This window comes from Litorilinea aerophila, assembly GCF_006569185.2.
In the GTDB taxonomy this organism is placed as follows: Bacteria; Chloroflexota; Anaerolineae; order Caldilineales; family Caldilineaceae; genus Litorilinea; species Litorilinea aerophila.
In genome coordinates, this window is sequence record NZ_VIGC02000005.1 from 166,288 (window position 1) to 186,459 (window position 20,172).

The window sequence follows — 20,172 nt, forward strand, 5'->3', positions numbered from 1 at the left end:
TTGTCGAGTTTACGGGCTGCCCAGGGCCGGCTGGGCCGACCGGGCACGTTCCTGGGCGTCGACGATGCGCTGGTTGATCAGGGCGGCCAGGTGGCCGGCGCCGAAGCCGTTGTCGATGTTGACCACCGCCACGCCCGAGGCGCAGCTGTTGAGCATGGCCAGCAGCGCGGCCAGCCCGCCGAAGCTGGCGCCGTAGCCCACCGAGGTGGGCACGGCAATTACAGGGGCATCGGTCAGGCCGCCCACCACGCTGGCCAGAGCGCCCTCCATGCCCGCCGCCACTACCACCACGTTGGCCGTCTGCACCGTCTGCACGTGGGGCAGGAGCCGGTGGAGCCCGGCCACACCCACGTCTACGATGCGTTGGGGGCGATGGCCCATGAGCTCCAGGGTCAGGATGGCTTCCTCCAGGACCGGCAGGTCGCTGGTGCCGGCGGCCACGGCCACCACGCCGGGGTGGCGGGGCTGATCCGGCTCCCGGTCCAGCCAGAGGCAGCGGGCCAGCTCGTGGTATTGGAGATCCGGCACCAGGCGCCGGGCGGCGGCGTACTGTTCGGGCGTGGCCCGGGTGCCCAGCAGCCGGGGGCCCCGATCCGCCAGGCGGGCAGCGATCCCGGCCACCTGTTCCGGGGTCTTTCCGGCGCAGAAGATGACCTCTGGAAAGCCCCAGCGCAGGTGGCGGTGGTGGTCCAGGGTGGCATAGTCGAGACTCTCGAAGGGGAGGGCCCGCAACGCCTGGAGCGCGGCGTCCACATCCCGTTCTCCACTGGCCACCTGTTGGAGCAGGTGGCGCAAGGCCTGTTGATCCATAGTTACTTCACGCTTCATGCTGGCCGCCCCTACCAGCGGAACTGGTGGGGGCCGAAGTCTGCTTCGTAGAAGGGGGAGACCATGCGGCCGGGGGGCACCAGCCGGTCGATGGCCGCCCGATCCTCGTCGGTGATGGTGACCTCCAGGGCGCCCAGGTTGTCCTCCAATTGCTCCATGGTGCGGGGGCCGATGATGGGGCTGGTGATGCCGGGCTGATGCATGCACCAGGCCAGGGCCAGCTGGGCCAGGGTGCAGCCTTTGGCCTGGGCCAGGGGCTGGAGCCCTTCCACCACGTCGTAGAGTTCATCGGTCTTGCGTCGGGCCAGGCGGGGGTTGTCTTCCACGTTGGCATAGCGGGCCCCCTCAGGCGACGGATTTTCCCGGGTGTATTTGCCCGTGAGGAGGCCGCCGGCCAGGGGACTCCACGGGATGATGCCGATGCCGTAGGTCTGGGCCATGGGGATCAGCTCCCGCTCGATGCGCCGGTCCAGGATGTGGTAGGGGGGCTGCTCGGTGACAAAGCGGTTGAGCCCCAGCTCCTTGGAGACCCACAGGGCTTCCATGACCTGCCAGGCGGCAAAGGTGCTGGTGCCGATGTAACGGACCTTGCCGGCGCGGATCAGGTCGTCCAGGGCGCGCAGGGTCTCGTCGATGGGGGTATCGGAGCGGGGCCGGTGGATCTGGTAGAGGTCGATGTAGTCGGTCTGCAGGCGGCGCAGGCTGGCCTCGCACTGTTCGATGATGTGGCGGCGACTGCTGCCGGCCGCGTTGGGGTCATCGTCGTCCATGCGGCCGTGGACCTTGGTAGCCAGGATCACCCGGTGGCGCTTGCCATTGCGCTTCAGGGCTTCGCCCACCACCTCTTCGCTGCGGCCCCGGCTGTAGACGTTGGCCGTGTCCAGGAAGTTGATACCGGCGTCCAACGCCCGGTCGATGATGGCATAGGAATCTTCGGGGGAAGTGCGGCCGCCGAACATCATGCACCCCAGGCAGAGGGGGCTGACTTTGACGGCTGTGCGACCTAAAGAGCGGTATTCCATTTTGGATTCTCCTTGCAACTTGCCGAATCCAGCGATCCAAGTCGGTATGGATGGGCAGTCGGTTGGGTAAAGAGCTGAGGGCGGAACGCGGCCTGAGCTCGGGGAAGCGGCCAGGGGAGCCGGATGCCCCGGCCCACGGTGCGTTCATTAGTTCACTACAATAATTATATCACACGGCCCATTGGGGCGGAATCGCAGCGGGGAATGCGAGGAAATTGGGGAGAGGCCGGACGCCCCATGCAGCGCCCGACCTCTGTTTGTCGTGTTCCTGTGTTTGCCGTGTTCCTGGGCAGGTGGAGAAAATGGCCGGCGGTCCGGGGTGAATTTGTCAGGCCGGCACGGGGGTGCTATCGACGGCGCGCTCCGGCGTGGTCTGGTTTTCGGTGCCGGCGATGAAGGCTTCCACCTTGCGACGGGCCACCTCGTCGGTGTACTGCTCGGGCGGGCTCTTCTTGAAGTAGCTGCTGGGGCCATAGAGCGCGCCGGCCAGCCCCCGGTCCAGGCCCAGTTTGGCGCAACGAACCGCGTCGATGACCACGCCGGCGCTGTTGGGGCTGTCCCACACCTCCAGCTTCAGCTCCAGGTTCAACGGTACATCGCCGAAGGTGGTGCCCTCGATGCGGATGTAGCACCACTTGCGGTCTTCCAGCCAGGGGACATAGTCGCTGGGACCCACGTGGACGTTCTTCTCCCGCTCCCGGAGTTCCCGCTCAATCTGGCTGGTGACGGCTTCGGTCTTGCTGATCTTCTTGCTCTCCAGCCGCTCCCGCTCCAGCATGTTCAGGAAATCGGTGTTGCCGCCGAAGTTGAGCTGGTAGGTGCGGTCGATGCGCACGCCCCGGTCTTCGAAGAGGCGGCTCAGGATGCGGTGGGTGATGGTGGCGCCCACCTGGCTTTTGATGTCGTCGCCGATGATGGGCACGCCGGCCTCCTCGAAGCGGCGGCGCCACGTGGCATCCCGGGCGATGAAGACGGGGATGCAGTTGACAAAGGCGCAGCCCGCGGCCAGCACCTGCTCCACGTAGAAGTGGGTGGCCTCTTCGCTGCCCACGGGCAGGTAGTTGACCACCACATCGGTCCGGGTCTCCCGCAGCACCCGGGCCACGTCCACCGGCGCCTCCTCTGATTCCTGGACTACGGCCCGCAGGTACTTGCCCAGGCCGTCCAGGGTGGGGCCCCGCAGCACCGGCACGCCCAGGTGGGGCACTTCGGCGAAGCGATGGGTGTTGTTCTTCCCCGCGAAGATGGCCTGGCTCAGATCTTGGCCCACTTTGGCTGCGTCCACGTCAAAGGCCGCGCTAAACTCGATGTCGCGGATGTGGTAGCCACCCAGCTCCACGTGCATCAAGCCGGGGATCTGGGCCGTGGGGTCTGCATCCCGGTAGTAGTGGACGCCCTGCACCAGGCTGCTGGCGCAGTTGCCCACGCCGATGATGGCCACTCGGATCTTCTTGCTCATCCCTTCATCCTTTCTGGTTGGTCTTTGAAGCAGCTTACCTACAGCACCGGTTCGCCGGTGGAGGCCCGCACCACCAGCTGGCTTTCCAGCACCACGTCGGCCGGCTCCTCCCCCTGGATGGCGGCCAGGGCCACGGCCACCGCCTGCTGTCCCAGCTCCACCGTCCGCTGGTCCACGGTGGTGAGCTGGGGACGCACCAGGGTGCCCACGGGGAGGTTGTCGATGCCCACGATGCTCAGCTCCTGGGGCACGGCCAGGCCGGCATCCAGCGCGGCCGCCAGCACCCCCAGCGCGGTCAGGTCGTTGTAACAGACCACGCCGGTGGCGCCCAGGTCCATCAGCCAGGGGAAGGCCCGGCGGCCGTCGTCGGCCTCACCGGCGCCGGGCAGCAGCAGGCGGTGGTCCGGGGCCAGGCCGGCCTGGGCCAGCGCGGCCAGGTAGCCGGCCCGGCGTTGGGCGCTGCTGTGGCCCGCGGGCGGCCCGCCGATGAAGGCGATGCGATGGTGGCCCAGCTCCAGGAGGTGTTGGGTGGCCAGCCAGGACCCCTGCGCGGTGTCGGTGCGCACCGAATAGTTGTGGCCGTCGATGCGGGGCGAGTTGATGGTGACCAGGGGCTGCTCCAGGTTGGGGAGGAGGGAGGCGTAAAGCTCCCCGGCCCGGCTGCTCACCACCAGCAGCGCGTCCACCTGGCGCTGCCGCAGGGTGTCGATGGCCCGGAGCTCCTGCTCGGCGGAGCCGTTGGAGGTGGCCAGGAGGACCGTGTAGCCGGCAGCGGCCGCGGCCTGTTCGATGCCGGCGGTGACCTGGCTCACGTAGGGGTCGGCCACGGTGGTGGCCACCACGCCCAGGGTGTGGGTGCGGCGCAGGACCAGGCTGCGGGCCACCTGGGAGGGCACATAGCCCAGCTCTCGTGCCAACGTTTGCACCAGCGCGCGGGTCTCGGCGCTGATGCGGGGGTCATCCCGCAGGGCGCGGCTGACGGTAGAGGGGCTGACCTGGGCTTTTTCGGCGATGGTGCGGATGGAGACGGTCATGGTTGTCGGTGAAAATCGGTTCTGATGGGGGTTCTGATACCAGTTCGTGCAAACGTTTGCATGAATGGGCCCATTTTCACCGATTTCGGCTTTCCTGTCAAGTTCGAGATCGCCGGGTTGCTGGATCGATAGGGACAACGGGCGGGCACCGCGGCCCGCCCCTACGAAAACGGGGGCCTCGTCGTAGGCGCAGCTCGTAGCTGCGCAGATGCCGCCCTCCCTTCACCGGCCTGGATCTGGCGAAACCGTGCGGCCGGAGACCGCACCTACGGCAAAGGCCGTCACCCGCGCAGATTGGGTACAACGGGGACGTAGGGCGGGTCTCTGGCCCGCCGTGGGTGGCCGGATCTGCGGGGTTCTGGCGACAGCGGGCGGGCACGGCGGCCCGCCCCTGCGACTGCATCCCGATTGTCCGCTATAAAAACTGGACCTATGATGCTTCTTGAGGGGATATCTCCCTCAGGGGATGAGGACAGCCTGTTCCACGGTGCGTTGCCGGCCATCTTCTCCGTGGACCGTCGCGACCAGCCGATGGAGCCCTGGCCGGATGGCGCTCCCGTCGGGCCAGCGGCCGCCTGCCAGGGACCAGACGTTGCACCGGCTGTCCCCGCCGAAGGCGCAGAAGGCGGCCGTGCGTTCCACCCGGCGGTGGCGCAGTGCCCCGTCGGGGCCGAAGATGGTCAGCTCCACCCCCTCGATCCCACTGCCGTCCACCAATCCCCGGGCCGGGTCCAAGGCCTCCACCTGGAAGACGAGCCCACCCTGGATCACGGCCGATGGGCCCGCCTCGCCCGTTCGGGTGATGTGGGCCACCAGCGGAGGTCGCCAGAGGCTCACCGTCCACTCCTGGATCTGGAAGCGGCCGTCGGGCGTGGCGGCCATGGCCCGCAGGGTGTGCAATCCGCCGGCCATGGCCTGGCCACCAGGCCAGCGGTACCCTTGAGCAGCGAATTCCCAGGTGGGACAGGGGGCCGTACCGCCCAGGGCGCAGTAGGCGGGCTCGTCCTCTTGTTTCGTGTAGACCAGGACGCCCCGGCTGTCAAAAACCGCCAGGGTGACCGCAGCGATGCCGTCACCGTTGTCGGGGCCTGCCTCGGGATCGTGGGCTGTCACCTCGAAGGTCAGCCCGGCCAGGGTATCGGGCGCATCCGCCGGCGGGCCGGCTGCTGCCAGTTCCAGTACCAGCCCCGACCCGGTGGCAGCGGGCGGGGGCGCGATGGCAAAGGGCTCGTGGAAGACCCGGGGCCAGCGGATCTCCGCCACCTGATACTGACCCAGAAGCCCCTCCCCAGTTGGAGCCAGGATGAGCTCGGGCGTCTTGTGGCAGGCGGCAGCGTCACAGGCCAGGAGGAGGTAGTTGCCGCTCAAGGATTCCCCCCGGGCCAGGGGCACGTGCTCCGTCAGGCGATGGCGGTGTCGGCCGCTGTCGGGCATCTGGACCGACCATTGGGCCACCGGCGCCCAGTCGTAGTCCACTCCGGTCAGGGTATCGGGGATCAGCGCAGGCACCACCCGAAACAGCGCGACCAGCACCGTGTGGTCGGGCGGGAAGTCAGCATAGGTGATCATCACCTCTCCGGCCCCATCGAACCGGGCGGCGGGTTCCGGGCTGTCTGCCGGGTGGACGTAGACGCGGGGGGCCACGCCCACGAAGAGGGGCACCTCCTGGACGTCGCTGCCCGAACGGAGGCGGAGCCGGTATTCGCCCGCGGGGCTGTCCTGGGGGAAGACGTGGCGCCAACTGTCGGGGACAGGATCGGGCTGCAGGTTGACGGTGCGGCCGGCCGCGTCGGTGAGCTGCACCTGGACGGTGGCCGGGGGGAACCAGGGCGGCAGCTCGCGCACCCGCTCGGCCGGCAGCAGGGTGATGTCGGGCAGGACCGCGATCACCGGTAGCCCCGGCCGCACGGCTTCCAGGCGCGCGTCCGGCAGGACAGCGGTCAGGGGAGGCTGCACCAGGGCGGGAGGCGCTGCCGGTTGGGCCAGCTCAGGCGCCGCCGGCTGAACCACGCCTGGCACCGGCACCAGCGTTTGGGGTCCGGCCTCACAGCGATAGACCGTGAGCGCCTCGCCGAAGTCGTCCAGGTAGAAGGTGGGCGGCGCCTCAGTGCCGCTGGGGTCGGGCACGGTCCACAGCTCCTGCTGGTTTTGGGAGAGCAGGATCCAGAAGGTGCCCTGGAATTGCTCCTGGTAAACTTTGCACAGGTTCATCAGGAAGGGGCTTTGGTTGAGGCGGTAGGTGCCGAAGGGGTTCAGCCCGCCCACCGAGGAGCCACCGGTATCGCTCGAGCCATCCTGGGCCAGGGCCCGGCCGCCGAACAGGGCCAGGCAGAGGAACACAATGGCCAGGCTGGTAAATCCCGGCAGAAATTTGCCGAGCGTATCTACCAGACGTACTGCCGCCGAATTTCTGCCGGGGTATTGACGCCAGACTGTACCAGGTGGCCGCAGCCGGTGTAACAGGAGTTGGAGCCATTTACGGTTGCTCTTCATATCGACATCCCTCCGGGAGTTGAAACGCACTCAGGATTTCCTCGCGCACTTGAGCCGGTTCGGGGAAGCGATCGCTGAACTGATCCAGGGTGGGGGCGATCTCCTGGGGCTGGCCGTTGCGACAGAGGGCCACCAGCAGATAGGGCATGATCAGCCTGGCGCCATCCAGCCCCTGGGGGGTTCCGGCTTCTACACCCAGGGCCACAGCACGGCGGTAGTGGTCGACGATCTGGGGGAGGGCAGCCGCGGCCTGCTCTGGGGGCAGGGCGTCCAGGGTGAAGAGGAGCGAGTTGGCCAGCTCGCTGTGGGCGGCCATGGCCGCGGCGACCAGGAAGGGACGGGGTGTAGCCTCAAACGCCTGGATCACGGTGGTATAGTGGTCGCGGGCCGCGTCCAGCTCCGCTGCCAGCCCCTGGCAAAGGCCCCGGGTGTAGGCGATGCGGCCCAGGCCCAGGTGGGCGGTGATCTGCACCCCATCGGCCGCGGGATCGTCCGGGGTCAACACCTCCAGGGCCTGCTGGTACCTCTCCCGGGCTTCGTCCAGTAGCTCCCACGTCCAGTCGCAGAAGTCGCCCTTCAGGCTGGGCAGGCGGGCCAGCTGGAAGAGAACAATGCCCAGCCCATTGTAGATGCGGGGGTAACGCGGGTTCATCTCGCGGCCCGTCGCGTACGCGTCTCGGGCTTTCTCCAGCAGCCCGGCCCGGGCCTCCTGGGTGGCGCCGTGGGCCTCGGCGTAGAAGAGTTGTTGCAGGTAGGAGCTGCCCAGGAAGAGGTAAAGGATCTCCTGGCCGGTGCCGTCGCCCGCCTGTCCCCACTCGCCTCGGGTCGCCTCCTGGAACATCTGGGTCGCCTGTTGATAGCCCGCTTCCGTGCCCTGTTCGAAGTAGGAGAGGCCGATGAGGAGCTGGAGCAGGGCCCGCAGGCGCCTTTCCAGCCCGGCGTTCAGGTCCCGCATGGAGGCAGTGCTTTCGGGCTGGAAGAGGAGGGGCGTGCCCAGTGCGTGTTCGCCCAGCAGCTCGTTGGCCTGGGCAATGGATGGGTCGGCCACGAAGAAGGCGGGCGCCAGCTCGAAGCGGCCATCGGCCCGGGCGCGCAGGGTCCCGTAGAGCAGGACGTGGGCGTTGTGGGCAGCGGCACGGGCGGCTTCCGCGCCCGGCGCCACCGGCTGGATGCCCTGTTCCGGCCCCCAGACGGCCGCCCGCTGGCCTGTGATCTCCCGGAAGGTCTCGGTTTCGCCCTCCAGGTAGTGGGCGATGCTGGCTGCGGAGATGGCCGGCACCTGGTTGGCCAGCAGGGGGCGGCCGGCGGGATCCAGGGCGGTGAATTCGGCCACGGCAATGTTGAACTGGCCGTCGCCCATGCGGGGCAGGGGCGACGGTGTGGGGGTGGGGGACGCGGTGGGCGTGGCGGTGGGAGATGGGGTCTGGGTGGGGGTGGCGGTGGGCGATGGGGCGTCCCGCGGCGGCAGGAGGCCCGGGAGCGCGGCCAGGGCCAGCACCAGGAGGACGAGGACCACACCCACTCCTAGCCGGCGCTTCGTCACCAGCAAGGAACGGAAGCCGGGGGGCAAGGGCCGGTAGGCAGCCGCGGCCTGGCTCAGGGCCTGGTTGCGGGGATACTCGGCCTGGGCCACGGCCAGGATCGCGTGGACGCTGCCCTGGCGTTCGGCCTCCAGGAGGATGTTGTGCCAGCGGTTGATGGCCGGGCCGTCGAAGTCGATCTGCTGGGCGTTGAGGCCGGCCTGGTCCACGACGCGGCGGGCGGCATCCTCGGTGGGATAGAGGTCGGCCAGGATGGTCTGGATTGGGTCCAGGCTGGCATGCCACGGCATGATCTCTCCCTGCAGGGGGGACGGCCGACCCCGCTTCCCCACGCCCGCCACGGGGATGACGGGGCGGCGGGCCAGCCGTCCTGCTCACGGTCGCTCGATCTTGAAGTCGAAGAACCAGAATCCGCTGTCCCCGGTGTCGGTGATGGCCAGCATGCCGGCCCGGTAGACGGCGTTGGGATCCACGGCAATGTCGCTATGCCCGCTGAATTCCTGGCCAGGTAGGGGCCAGAAGTAGTCGGTGGCCTGGAACACCCAGATCTTCTCGCAGAAGGGCTCCTGATTGCCGAAGGCGCAGTAGGGCGGGTTCCCCTCCGTGCGGCGGTACACGTCGGCCACGATGGATCCGAATTCGTCCAGTTGGGAGATGGTGATCTCTACCTTCTGGATGCCGTGGCCGTTGGGTTCGCCTGCCCGGTCGCTCACCTCCAACTGGAAGACCAGCCGATCCCGGAAGATGGGCAGAGGGGAAGCGACTGCCTCCCCGGGGATGAGGATGCGCCCGCTGAGGTTGCCGGGATCGCCGTCCTGGTTGGGCGGCTCGGTGTAGCTCACGGTGAAGGGCGTGGGGGAGGGCGGCGGCTCCGGGGTGGATGTTGGGCCCGGCGTGGCTGTGGGCGGCGGCATGGGCGTCGGCGGCGGGGTGGCCAGGGGCAGGCCGGCCAGCGCGGGGGGGCAGCGCAGGTAATCCCGGCTCACCCAGCCCCGGGGCTGGCCGGACTCGCCGGTCACCTCCAGCCAGGAGCCGTCCCCGTTGGTGGCCTGGGGATAGACGGCCAGGCCGTCGGGCAGGACGGCGATCACGTTGTAGGCGGTGCCGGGGCCACTGCGCAGGTTGAGGCCCCGGTCGGCGGCCACGGTACACGGGGTTGGCGGCGGGGCTGGGGCGGTGTGGGTGGCCACGGCCGGATCCCGGGTTGACGCCGTTGGCGTGGAGGCAGCGGCGGGTCCGGCGGCCGGCCCACCGCACCCGGCCAGGGCCAACATCCCTGCCAGCAGGGCCCCGTGGAGGGCTCCCATGGCGGTTTTCATCCTTCACCTCCTCCCAGCTCATCCAGCGTCTGTTGGACGGCACTTGCATAGAGCCTGCACAGACAGGCTGTGGTGCGCTGTAACTTCAGGCTGCCGTCGCCGTCGGGAACGGCTTCCTGTTGGATGCAGCCGGCGTAGTGGCCCAGGGCCTGGACGAAGGCCCCGCGCGCGGCATCCAGCTCTCCCTGTCGTTGGGCCATGTAGCCCTGGGCCCGGGCGACGGCGCTCAGCCCCAGGTAAACGTGGGCCAGGAAGCCGTGGCGTTGGGCCTGCTGGAAGGGCGTCAGGGTTTGCAGGTAGGCGTCCTGGGCTTTGCGGAGTTCCACCCGCGCGGCCGGAAAGTCGCCCTGGGCGGTGAAGGCTTCACCCTTCAGGCGGTAGGCGTTGCCCAGCATGGCCTGGGCCACGTACAGGATGGGAGGCCAGGGCGTGTCGGGGGCGGTGGCCAGTCTTTCGGCGTGCAGGTACGCCTGGATGGCCTGGTCGATCTGCTCCATGGCCTCTGGTTCGGTGGTGGGCAGATGGCCGGTGGGCGTCCGGGGCGTGGCCTGGCCGGTGGGTGCCACGCAGGCGGCCACCTCAGCGGGGAGGGTGGCCGCGGGGGTGAAGTAGCTCTGGGCGCGGCTGAAGTGGACATTGCCCAGGCCGATGTGGGCGTTGACGTAGCGGTCGTTGATGAGGGTGGCGGAGATGAAGGCGGTCTCGGCCAGGTCGTACTGCTTCAGATCCAGCGCGGCCCGCCCCATGAAGTAGTAGAGGGTCTCCCGGCCGTCCGCTGCCTGCCAGTCGCCCAGGGTGTGGTCTGCGTCCTGGAAGATGCGTAGGGCGTCGGCTGGCTCCTCCACGAGGGTCTTGATCAGCCCCTTGGTGAGCCAGACCAGCGCGGCCAGCCGTGCGGTAAAGGCCCGGTTGCTGTCCAGTTTTTCCACGGCCAGGTCCGGGTCTCTCCCGTAGGCGATGGGAATGGGCCGGCCCAGGGAATGGCGGCCCAGGGCTGCGTCCGGCTCATCCTGGAGCTGGGGCGAACTGTAGAAGAAGTCTAGCGCCAGTTGCGGCGAGTCGGCCGCACCGGTGACATAGCCGTAGATCACCAGGGTGGGCCGAAAGGCCTGTAGCCGTTCCAGGTCCACTTGAGGATCGACCACCACGCCGATCTCCGGATTGCTCGCTGGTTTGTTCCAGCCATCCTGCCAGATCTGCACGTTCAGTGCCAGCCCGTCCCCGCTGCCGGTCTGGGCCAGCTCCTGTTCCAGCCGGCGCGCCAGCCACAGGCTCACCCGTTCGCCCAGCTCCGACGGTTGGACCTGGCCCTGGTCATCCAGGGTGCCAAAGTCGGCCACCAGAATGTTGAAGAGGCCGCTCATGGGGATGGGGGGCGGCGTGGACGAGGGGGCGGGCGCGGGGGAAGGCGCCGCTTCGTGGGGCTCGGCCACGGCAACTTCGGGATGGGCCGTAGACAGGGGCGGCCAGCGCAGCAGCAACCCGACCAGGACGAGGAGCGCCAGGGCCAGCGCCCACATCCACGGCTGGGGGACGCCCCGGCGGAGATCCGCGAGGGGTCCAGACATCCCGGCGGTCACCGGGTCCAGGCCGGCCATGGCCCGCTGGAGGGCGGGGTTGTTGGGATAGGCATGCCGGGCCTGGTCCAGGAGGGCCTGAAGCTTGTCCCGGCGGGTGGCTTCCTCCAGGATGTTGTGCCAGACGTTGATGGGCTTGTCGTCGAAGCGGATGTACTGGGGTTCCAGGCCGGCGGAGGTGGCGATACGGCGCGCGTCCTCTTCATCCGAGAAGAGTCCGGCCAGCACGTCGCGTAGCTCGTTCAAACTGGGGTTCCAGCCCATGGTTCGCCCACTCCTCTGGGGAACACTCCAGGAACTGCCCAAGGTGGTCTGGCACACGGATTGGACTTGGGGGCGTCGATGAAGCCTCAGTGTCCCTGCGGGGGTTTCCAGCCCGGGGAGGCGGGTCGACGGGGCGGGGACGCTGGGATGATGGTGGGGGCGACGGGTGGGGCCAGGTCAAATTCGTGTGGCGATGCCCGGATCATAATCCAGGCCCCAGAAATGCGCAAGCCGCCATTGTTCACCCCTGTTCGCCCCTTCTCGCTCTGGCGGAGTGGCGGGAGGAGCCATCCATGGGGCGGTGCCTACTTGTCATCGGCCGGGGATAGGGTATGATGGAGGACGCAGGCAACGGGGCCGGGCGCGGCCGGCCCGTCATCACCCAGACATGAACAGGGAGGTTTTCGGGTGCAGATTCAACAGACCGAGCGGTTGTCGGGGACGCTGGCACAGAGCCCTGCCCGGCGTTTTTGGGAGATCGACGCCTTGCGTGGGGTGGCCATCATCATGATGGTGATCTTTCACCTCATGTGGGACCTCTGGTTTTTCCGCGTCCTGCCCGACCTGGTGCTGTACGCGGGTTTCTGGAAGTACTTTCAGCGCGTCACGGCCAATCTGTTCATTCTGCTGGTGGGGGTCTCCCTGACCATCAGCTACCGACGGGCCTCTCGGGGAGGCGGTGGCGGGCCGGGCCTTTTTCAGAAGTTCCTGCGACGGGGCATGCGGATCTTTGCGTGGGGGATGGTGATCAGCCTGGTGGTCGCGGCCCTGGGGATCGGGCAGGTCCACTTTGGCATCCTCCACCTGATCGGATTTTCAGTGGCGGCCGCGTATCCCTTCCTGGAGCGGCGCTGGCTTAACCTGGCCTTGTGGGCCCTTTTCAATGTGGCCGGCTATGTTCTGCTCTCGGTGCGGGTGAGCTTCCCCTGGCTGGTCTGGCTGGGCGTGGAGCCCTACGGCTATGGGGCAGTGGATTATTTCCCCATCGTGCCCTGGTTTGGCGTGGTGTTGTTGGGTATCTTTGTGGGCAACACCTTCTACACGGGGAGAGGGCGGCAGCTGCCGCTGCCCGAATGGGGCGGGTCCCTGCCCGTGCGCTGGCTGAGCTTCCTGGGCCGCCACTCCCTGACCATCTACCTGTTGCATCAGCCGGCGCTGTTTCTGCTGATGGTGCTGCTCGGGATCGCCCCCCTTCCCTTTTAGCAGCACCATCGCAGTTGACACAGATATTTCCCGGTGCAGCCCCCATCAGTCGGCAGGGGTCCGCGCCGCCACGGCCATTTCCATGAAATTCTGGATGCGCTCCACCATCTCCACCGGGTTGGTGTGGAGCCCCTCCAACAGGAGCGCGTTGGCGAAGAGCTGTTCGATGGTGGCATCGATCACCGGCTCTTCAGGTTGCTTTTGCAGGATCTGGGCCAGGTTGACGATAAGGGGGTGCCTGCGGTTGAGTTCCAGGAATTTTTTGGGCACCTCGTAATCCTCTTCCGTCAGCCGACGAATCCGCTGCAGATCCCGGTCCAGGCTATCCTCCGGCGAGACCAGCCGACAGGGGCTCTGGACCAGCTGGCGGGACTCTCGCACATCCCGGATCCGCTCGCCCAGCACCGTCTTGAAGCGGTCCATCAGCCGGTTGAAGGCCTCCTGATCCAGCCCACTTTCCTCTGCTTCGGCATCCTTCCCTTTGGGCAGCTCCAGCCCGGCATCGTCTACGTTCTGCAGGGGATGCCCCTTGTATTCCCGCAGCATGGTGGTCATGAAGCCATCGATGGGATCCACCAGGTAGAGCACCTCGATGTCATGGGCCCGGAAGTAGTCCAGATGGGGGCTGCGGGCTGCCGCCTGGAGGTTGTCGCCCAGGACATAGTAGATGGCCTTCTGCTCGGCCTGCATCCGGTCCACGTATTCCTGGAAGGAGATCCATCCGTCGCCGCTCTTGGTGGAGCGGAAGCGGAGCAGATCCAGCAGGTTTTCGTGGCTGGTGGGATCGGTGGCCACGCCCTCCTTAAGGAAGATGCCGAATTCCTGCCAGAAGGTGAGGTATTTCTCCGGCTCGTTTTCGGCCATGGCCTTCAGCTCCCGAATCAGCCGGCTGCTCAGGGCCCGCCGCAACTGGCGCAGGATGGGATTGCTCTGCACCATTTCCCGGGAGACGTTCAGGGGCAAGTCGTCCGAGTCCACCACCCCTTCCACAAAGCGGAAATAGTCGGGCAGGAGGTCCCGGTTGCGTTCCTGGATCAGGATCTTCCGGGAGTAGAGGCGGAGCCCCAGATCTGGGCGCATGGCCAGCACAGCCCGGTCCCGGCGGGAAGGCACAAAGAGGATGGCCCGCAGGCTGGCCGGCGCGTCGGCCACCAGGTGCACCTTGAGGAGGGGCGGCTCGGTGTCGTAGGTGAGCTGTTTGTAGAAATCGTGGTACGCCTCTTCCTCCACCGTGGAGGGAGACTGGCGCCAGAGGGCCGTCCGGCTGTTGATCACCTCGGCTTTGGCTTCGTCGCCGTCGCTGCCCGGCTGGATCAGGTAGATGGGGAAGGAGACGTAGTCCGAGTGTTTCTTGATGATCTGCTCCAGGCGCCAGGTCTGGGCGAACTCGGTGGCGTCCTCCTTCAGGCGGATTTCGATGGTGGTGCCTCGCTCTTCTTGATCGGCCGGCTCCAGGGTGAAACTGCTGTCTCCTCGGGAGCGCCAGCGCCAGGCCCGGTCCTCCGGCCGGTAGGAGCGGGAAGTCACCGTGACTTCCTGGGCCACCATGAAGACCGAGTAGAAGCCCACGCCAAACTGGCCGATGATCTCTGCCAGGGCCTGTTTGTCGGCGTTGGCGTTCTGGAGAAAGGCCCTGGCGCCGGAATGGGCGATGGTGCCCAGGTTTTCCACCAGCTCGTCCCGGTTCATGCCGATGCCGCTGTCGGTGATGGTGAGGGTCTTTGCCTGGGGATCCGGCCGGATCCAGATGGCCAGCTCCCGGTCCGGGTCCACTACGTTGGCGTTGGTCAACATTTCGAACTGGACCCGGTGGAGGGCGTCCGAGGCGTTGGAGATCAGCTCCCGCAGGAAGATCTCCCGGTCGGTGTAGAGGGAGTGGGCCAGGATATCCAGCAGTTGTTTGACTTCTGTACGATATTCCAGGGATTCGGGCGTAAGCGTTGTGTCGGTCATGGCGATTCCTCCCAAACGCGGATGTACGTCTGAATCTGCACAGATGGACACGCCCAGCCGGTCCCGGCATTGGGCGGTGGCCCGGGCTGGCCGTCTGGGTGAGCCGCCGCGGCCATGGCCCCATCCGCACAGTCAGATATCATAGGCAGAGGTGGAAGAGCTGTCAAAATCATTGGCGTATTGCCCTATGGACCAATTTTGACTTTTCGTCCCTTCCTCGGCTATAATAGCAACCAACATGCCCCTGTGGTGGAATTGGTATACACAGCAGGTTGAGGGCCTGTGCCCATTAGGGCATCTCCGTTCGAGTCGGAGCAGGGGCACTGAAAAATAACAGAAAATGGCAGTGTGCAATCCCTCCAAGAACAAAGCGCCCGGGTACCGAACCCGGGCGCTTTTCAGTTGGCGTTCGTGGCTGGCATTCGTAAATCCCGGCAGAAGTTCGCCAATAGTTTCCACCAGAGGGAGTGCGCCCAGAGGGCACCCGGAATTTCTGCCGTGGTATTTGCGCCAGATTGTACTAGTGGGACGCCAGGCTGCGCAGGTAGTTGACCAGGTGCCAGCGATCCTCCTCAGAGAGCTGGGACCAGCCGGGCATGGCCGTCCCTGGTACGCCGTGGGTGATGATGTAGAAGAGCGCGCCGTCGGTATTGGCCTGGACGTGCTCCGCGGTCAGGTCCGCCGGCCGGGGATTGAGGGCCATGCCGGCCGGACCATCGCCTTTGCCCTGGGGGCCATGGCACGCCTGGCAATTTTGGGCGTAGAGGCGGGCGCCCATGGCTACCGACTCCTGGCTGGCCGGGATGGGGTTCTCCACCGCGGCGGCCTCGGGAGGAACGTTGTGGGCGGCGCTGAGGCCCTCAGGGCTGGTCTGGGCATGTTCGTCCCCTTCTGTATGGGCGTCGCTCCCTCCGGTCGGGGCCTGTGGATTCATCATGCCCCCGCCCATCATCCCCCCATTCCCCATCATGGGGCCGTGCTCCGCTCCAGCCGGCCCCATGGGCGAGATGCCCATGCAGCCGCCCAAGAGCATCAGGCCCGCCAGCGTGGCAACAAGCAGCCATCTTCTGTTCATGACATGTCTCCTGTGAGGTTTGTCTCCTGTAGAGAAAGGGCCAATTCACCCATCGTTTTACCCGCCTTGCTGTCGGGTGACCTCCTGTTGGAAGGCCCGCTCCTGGGGGCCCCAAAAGCCCTTGATGTGCTCTAAAATGGCTTCCATTTCAGCCCGGCTTAGCCGGTCGCCGAAGGCGGGCATGGCGCTGTTGGGCATGCCGCCGCCCTGGGCGATGATCTGGAGCAGCAGCTCGTCCGGGTGGTGCCAGGTGTGGCCGCTGCTGTCGTGGGGTGGCGCCGGGTAGACGCCCTGGGCGTTGGGTTCCCGCCAGTTGGGCTGCCCTTCGCCCCGTTCCCCATGGCAGGATGCACAGTACTCCAGGTAGAGGGCCTCGCCGTCTGGGGCCGTGGCATCGGCAGAAGCCTGGCGAGGCGTCTGGCCCCCACAGGCGCTCAACAACACCGCCGCCAGCCCCACGGCCATCCATACCGGCAGCAGGCGGCCGGCCGAAGTCTGCCACGGTATCCCCATCACTTGGCGCAACTGAATTTCCATACGCTCGTTTCCCATTTTTGTTTTGGCGGAAAGAACATTCCACTATCTTGTAGATCCGATCCCCAGATTTCACAGCCACCCACGGCGGGCCGGAGATCCGCCCGCTGGCGCCAATCGCGAAAGGGTACCGGTTTGCCGTAGGGGCGGCACCCAGCCGCCCGTTGTCGCCACATCCCGGCGGGTGAAGGGAGGGCGATGGATGCGCCGTATGTAGGGGCGAATCATGATTCGCCCCTGCCGCCTACAACGAGGCGGCGATGTCCCGTAGGGGTGGCTCCCCGTTCCCGCCCGCTGACGAACCAGTGGAGCCACGGATAGGCAGAAAAGTCTGTCTCTTCCGCGCAATCTGTGGACCCGCTGTCGCGATTAGAGCATAGCGGAGTCGGCCAGCCTTTTGCAATCCCGAGGCGAAATGGCTGGCGCGATGGGGAGATCCATGGCGCCCACTCGCGCAAATCCGACAGGGGTAGCGCATTTGCGACAGGGCAGGGCTCTACCCCGGGGATGTTGCCTGTCTGCTTGGGTAAGCCCACTGCTTTGGGTTGTGTCGGCCCATTGGCCCGTGGTAGGATTCAATTATGTTCAGGAATCGCTGGTCCAGTCGCCTGCCGACGTCCTGGGGGAGCCTCCTGCTGGTGGTGTCGGGCATTGCGCTGGTCACCGTGCTCCATTACGCCACCACCCCAGGGCTGCGGGAACTACACGCGGTCTACCGCTATTTTTACTTTCTGCCCATTGTCTATGCCGCCCTGCGCTTTGGCTTCTGGGGTGGCGTGTACACCGCGCTGGCGGCCAGCCTCTTTTTTGCGCCCCACATTTTCTTCAAATGGGGGGATTTCCCCGAGGACAGCCTCAATGACCTGCTGGTGGTGGTGGTCTTTTGTGCCGTTGCGGCCATCACCGGCATCACCGTGGAGCGGCTGCACCGGAGCCAGCAGCAGGAACAGGCCACAGCCCGGCGCCTGGCCGCCACCCTCCAGCGCCTGGAGGCCCAGGGCGAGGAACTCCGGCGGGCCGAGCACCTGAGCGCGCTGGGGACCCTGGCTGGCGGGCTGGCCCACGAGATCCGCAATCCCCTGGGCATCATCCGGGCCACCGCCCAACTGCTGGCCATGGAATGCGGACCAGAGGCAGCCGAGTCTCTGGCCATTATCCAAAAGGAGGCCGACCGCATCGAGCGCTTTATCCAGGAGCTGCTCAACTATGCCGGGGAAAGTCGCCTGCAGCGAGCGCCTACCCCTGTGGCTGCTCTGCTGGAACGGGTGGCTGGCCGGCTGCGCCCCTTGCTGGAGCGCTATGCCATCGCCTGTCGCATCCACGTGGCGGCCGGGGTGTCCACAGCGTGGCTGGATGGGGAACAGATGGAGCAGGCGCTGATGAATTTGTGCGTCAATGCCATCCAGGCCCTGGACGGCCCCGGCGAGATTCAGCTGCGCGCCTCCCTCGAGGGCGAGGCGTGGCTGGCCCTCGAGGTGATCGACAACGGCCCGGGCATCGCCCCGCCCGACCGGGTCCGTATCTTCGACCCCTTCTACACCACCAAGGACACGGGTACCGGCCTGGGGCTGAGCGTCGTCCAGCGCATTGTGGCCAACCACGGCGGCCGCATCACCGTGGATTCCACGCCCGGCCAGGGGACCACCTTTACCCTCTTGCTACCCCTGGACCCGGGGAGAACCCATTCCACATCCAGTAAATCCCGGCAGAAATTCGCCGATGGTTTCCACCAGAGGTAGTGCGCCCAGAGGGCACCCGGAATTTCCGCCGTGGTATTTCCGCCCGACTGTACCAGTGCCCCGGACCACCTGACCGCTGCCGCAGGGAGAGCGTTATAACATGGCCCGAACTGTCCTGGTGATTGACGACGAAGAGAACATGCGCTGGGTCCTGGAACGGGCCCTCAAGAAGGCCGGCTACGATGTGCTGACGGCCGGCCGAGGCGAGCAGGGACTCCAGCTCCTGGCCCTCCACCCCGTGGACCTGATCCTGCTGGATTTGAAGATGCCGGGGATGGATGGCCTGGCCGTCCTGCGGGAGATCCGCCGGCGGACCCAGTCGGTGCCAGTGCTGCTGCTCACCGCCTACGCCACCGTGCCCACCGCCGTGGCGGCCATGCAGCATGGCGCCACCGACTACCTGCGCAAACCCTTTGACCTGGAGACGGTGCTGGCCAAGATCAACGAATATCTCATGCAACAGCGCCCTGGGGAGCCGACTGCCCGGACGGATGGACCCTCCTTCGACCTCTTCATCGGCGCCGATCCGGCCCTGGAGCGTCCCCTGGCCCAGGCTCGCTCCGCCTGTGAACATCTCTACCCTGTCCTGGTGAGCGGTGAGGCCGGCAGCGGACGTCGACACCTGGCCACCCTCATCCACCACCAGACGGCCGCCACTCGACAGGGCCGGCTGGTGGTGCTGGATGGGGCCAGCCTCTCGTCGGCCCTGTTGCGCCAGGAATTGCCGCCCACAGAGAAGGGGCGCTGGCAGGAAGCCCTGGGCGGCTCCTTGCTCCTGGCCAACGTGGACGCCGTCCCCGACGAGCTCATGGAAGCGGTCTGGCCCCACCTTCAAAGTTTCCTCCGGGATGCAGACCATCCCCATGGCCTGCGGCTGCTGCTCACGGCCCAGTGCCTGCCGGACGTCTGGTCCAGCCGTCTGCCGGCGTTGCTCACGGTGCAGTTGCCTCCTCTGCGGGAGCGGCTGGCCGACCTGCCCCTCCTTCTGGCCCATTTTGCGCCCCAGAGTCGCTGGTCCCAGGAGGCCGAGGCCATTCTGCGGGCATACGGCTGGCCGGGCAACGTGGCGGAGTTCCAGCGGGTGGTGACCCAGGCCGCCAGGGCAGCCGGCGATGGACCGGTCTTGCCCCATCATCTCCCCGATCATCTCCGCGGGGCCTCCCTGCCGGCCGGCCCCTACCTGCTGCCGCCCCAGGGCGTGGACCTGGAGGAAGTAGAGCAGGGACTTATCCGACAGGCCCTGGCCCTGGCCGGCGGCAACAAGTCCCAGGCTGCCCGCCTGCTGGGGCTGACCCGGGCCACCCTCATCTATCGCATGCACAAATACGGGATCCAGGATGACGAAGACCCTACTGATCGTTGAGGACGACGCCCAGATACGCCACGTCCTGGAAGGATATCTGAAGCAAGCCGGCTACCGGGTTCTGACTGCCGGGGACGGCCGCACCGGGCTGGCCCTGGTCCAACAGGAAAAACCCCACCTGGTGGTCCTGGACCTGATGCTGCCGGAACTGGATGGCTGGGAGCTGACCCGCCGCCTGCGGGCCAGCCCAGATCCGGCCCTGGCCGGCATCTACATCATCATGCTCACCGCCCGGGTGGAGGAGACCGACCGGGTGGTGGGCCTGGAACTGGGCGCAGACGACTACGTGACCAAGCCCTTCAGCCCCCGGGAACTGGTGGCCCGCATCCGCGCTGCCCTCCGACGCCTGGAAGGCCAGTCCGGCCAGGCCCAGCCCCTGGTGGCCGGCGCGCTGCGTCTGGACCCGGTCTACCGGACCGTCACCCTGGCCGGGAAGCCCGTCGACCTGACCCGCACCGAGTTCGACCTGCTGGCCCATTTCATGCGTCACCCCGGCCGTCCTTTCACCCGCAGTGAGCTGCTGGATGTGACCCAGCGGGACGCTGTGGGCGATGTGAGCCCGTATGAGCGGACCATCGACGCCCATGTGAAGAACATCCGCCAGAAGCTGGACGATACCGATCGCGAGCGGTATATCGAAACCGTCCACGGGGTAGGCTACCGTTTTGTGCCGCAAGCTGCAGAGGGCTCCCCATGAAGCCGTCCACCAGCCGCTGGAGTGCACCCCTCTGGTTGCGGTTGACCCTGGCTTTCGCCGCTGTCATTGCC

At 66.9% G+C, this 20,172-nt stretch carries 15 protein-coding genes; 4 read left to right on the forward strand and 11 right to left on the reverse strand.

Annotation, left to right across the window (positions count from 1 at the left end; genetic code table 11):
- Positions 1-9 precede the first annotated feature (9 nt).
- The 8 genes from larB to FKZ61_RS05205 all read right to left on the reverse strand — a co-directional run bounded on the left by larB (position 10) and on the right by FKZ61_RS05205 (position 11,519).
- A complete protein-coding gene (gene larB / locus FKZ61_RS05170; protein WP_141609071.1) occupies positions 10-810 on the reverse strand; it encodes a nickel pincer cofactor biosynthesis protein LarB in 801 nt (266 codons plus the stop codon).
- Positions 811-839: 29 nt separating this feature from the next.
- On the reverse strand, positions 840-1,850 hold the full coding sequence (locus tag FKZ61_RS05175) for an aldo/keto reductase (protein ID WP_141609007.1): 1,011 nt from the start codon (positions 1,848-1,850) through the stop codon (positions 840-842).
- A 328-nt stretch (positions 1,851-2,178) separates the two neighbouring features.
- Positions 2,179-3,309, reverse strand: a complete 1,131-nt coding sequence (locus FKZ61_RS05180) for an inositol-3-phosphate synthase (RefSeq protein ID WP_141609008.1) — start codon at positions 3,307-3,309, stop codon at positions 2,179-2,181.
- Positions 3,310-3,347: 38 nt separating this feature from the next.
- A complete protein-coding gene (locus tag FKZ61_RS05185; RefSeq protein ID WP_141609009.1) occupies positions 3,348-4,343 on the reverse strand; it encodes a LacI family DNA-binding transcriptional regulator in 996 nt (331 codons plus the stop codon).
- Positions 4,344-4,802: 459 nt separating this feature from the next.
- Positions 4,803-6,836, reverse strand: coding sequence for a chromosomal replication initiator protein DnaA (locus FKZ61_RS05190; RefSeq protein ID WP_141609010.1), 2,034 nt, complete (start codon positions 6,834-6,836; stop codon positions 4,803-4,805).
- Positions 6,820-8,667, reverse strand: coding sequence for an effector-associated domain EAD1-containing protein (locus tag FKZ61_RS05195; protein WP_211358421.1), 1,848 nt, complete (start codon positions 8,665-8,667; stop codon positions 6,820-6,822). Before FKZ61_RS05195 ends, FKZ61_RS05190 begins: the two co-directional genes overlap by 17 nt.
- Positions 8,668-8,751: 84 nt before the next feature.
- Positions 8,752-9,696, reverse strand: coding sequence for an SH3 domain-containing protein (locus FKZ61_RS05200; RefSeq protein WP_141609011.1), 945 nt, complete (start codon positions 9,694-9,696; stop codon positions 8,752-8,754).
- Positions 9,693-11,519 (reverse strand): effector-associated domain EAD1-containing protein, encoded by a 1,827-nt coding sequence (locus FKZ61_RS05205; RefSeq protein ID WP_141609012.1) that lies wholly within the window; start codon positions 11,517-11,519, stop codon positions 9,693-9,695. Before FKZ61_RS05205 ends, FKZ61_RS05200 begins: the two co-directional genes overlap by 4 nt.
- Before the next feature lie 426 nt (positions 11,520-11,945).
- On the opposite strand from FKZ61_RS05205, the gene FKZ61_RS05210 reads away from it, so the two are divergent.
- Entirely contained in the window at positions 11,946-12,740 is a 795-nt protein-coding gene (locus tag FKZ61_RS05210; protein WP_141609013.1) for a heparan-alpha-glucosaminide N-acetyltransferase, read from the forward strand.
- Between the two features lie 45 nt (positions 12,741-12,785).
- On the opposite strand, the gene htpG is transcribed toward FKZ61_RS05210, so the two are convergent.
- From htpG to FKZ61_RS05225, 3 genes are all read right to left on the reverse strand, one after another.
- Positions 12,786-14,693, reverse strand: a complete 1,908-nt coding sequence (htpG, locus tag FKZ61_RS05215; protein WP_141609014.1) for a molecular chaperone HtpG — start codon at positions 14,691-14,693, stop codon at positions 12,786-12,788.
- A 520-nt stretch (positions 14,694-15,213) separates the two neighbouring features.
- Positions 15,214-15,768, reverse strand: a complete 555-nt coding sequence (locus FKZ61_RS05220; RefSeq protein ID WP_141609015.1) for a c-type cytochrome — start codon at positions 15,766-15,768, stop codon at positions 15,214-15,216.
- Positions 15,769-15,825: 57 nt separating this feature from the next.
- Positions 15,826-16,305: a c-type cytochrome gene (locus FKZ61_RS05225; RefSeq protein WP_211358422.1), complete on the reverse strand. Its 480-nt coding sequence runs from the start codon at positions 16,303-16,305 to the stop codon at positions 15,826-15,828.
- Between the two features lie 578 nt (positions 16,306-16,883).
- On the opposite strand from FKZ61_RS05225, the gene FKZ61_RS05230 reads away from it, so the two are divergent.
- The 3 genes from FKZ61_RS05230 (at position 16,884) to FKZ61_RS05240 (ending at position 20,101) form a co-directional block, all read left to right on the forward strand.
- The gene (locus FKZ61_RS05230; protein ID WP_141609016.1) at positions 16,884-18,041 is read left to right on the forward strand and encodes an ATP-binding protein; all 1,158 of its coding nucleotides are present in this window, start codon (positions 16,884-16,886) and stop codon (positions 18,039-18,041) included.
- A 100-nt stretch (positions 18,042-18,141) separates the two neighbouring features.
- The gene (locus tag FKZ61_RS05235; RefSeq protein ID WP_141609017.1) at positions 18,142-19,404 is read left to right on the forward strand and encodes a sigma-54-dependent transcriptional regulator; all 1,263 of its coding nucleotides are present in this window, start codon (positions 18,142-18,144) and stop codon (positions 19,402-19,404) included.
- Complete coding sequence (locus FKZ61_RS05240; protein WP_141609018.1) at positions 19,379-20,101, forward strand: response regulator transcription factor; 723 nt, start codon at positions 19,379-19,381, stop codon at positions 20,099-20,101. Before FKZ61_RS05235 ends, FKZ61_RS05240 begins: the two co-directional genes overlap by 26 nt.
- Positions 20,102-20,172: the final 71 nt, after the last annotated feature.

Bases quoted from the DNA above. Each gene is read 5' to 3' on its own strand.
- FKZ61_RS05220 (WP_141609015.1), bottom strand. From the start codon at position 15,768: ATGAACAGAAGATGGCTGCTTGTTGCCACGCTGGCGGGCCTGATGCTC.
- FKZ61_RS05190 (WP_141609010.1), bottom strand. From the start codon at position 6,836: ATGAAGAGCAACCGTAAATGGCTCCAACTCCTGTTACACCGGCTGCGG.
- FKZ61_RS05185 (WP_141609009.1), bottom strand. From the start codon at position 4,343: ATGACCGTCTCCATCCGCACCATCGCCGAAAAAGCCCAGGTCAGCCCC.
- htpG (WP_141609014.1), bottom strand. From the start codon at position 14,693: ATGACCGACACAACGCTTACGCCCGAATCCCTGGAATATCGTACAGAA.
- FKZ61_RS05195 (WP_211358421.1), bottom strand. From the start codon at position 8,667: ATGCCGTGGCATGCCAGCCTGGACCCAATCCAGACCATCCTGGCCGAC.
- FKZ61_RS05175 (WP_141609007.1), bottom strand. From the start codon at position 1,850: ATGGAATACCGCTCTTTAGGTCGCACAGCCGTCAAAGTCAGCCCCCTC.
- FKZ61_RS05225 (WP_211358422.1), bottom strand. From the start codon at position 16,305: ATGGAAATTCAGTTGCGCCAAGTGATGGGGATACCGTGGCAGACTTCG.
- FKZ61_RS05240 (WP_141609018.1), top strand. From the start codon at position 19,379: ATGACGAAGACCCTACTGATCGTTGAGGACGACGCCCAGATACGCCAC.
- larB (WP_141609071.1), bottom strand. From the start codon at position 810: ATGGATCAACAGGCCTTGCGCCACCTGCTCCAACAGGTGGCCAGTGGA.
- FKZ61_RS05200 (WP_141609011.1), bottom strand. From the start codon at position 9,696: ATGAAAACCGCCATGGGAGCCCTCCACGGGGCCCTGCTGGCAGGGATG.
- FKZ61_RS05235 (WP_141609017.1), top strand. From the start codon at position 18,142: ATGGCCCGAACTGTCCTGGTGATTGACGACGAAGAGAACATGCGCTGG.
- FKZ61_RS05230 (WP_141609016.1), top strand. From the start codon at position 16,884: ATGTTCAGGAATCGCTGGTCCAGTCGCCTGCCGACGTCCTGGGGGAGC.
- FKZ61_RS05180 (WP_141609008.1), bottom strand. From the start codon at position 3,309: ATGAGCAAGAAGATCCGAGTGGCCATCATCGGCGTGGGCAACTGCGCC.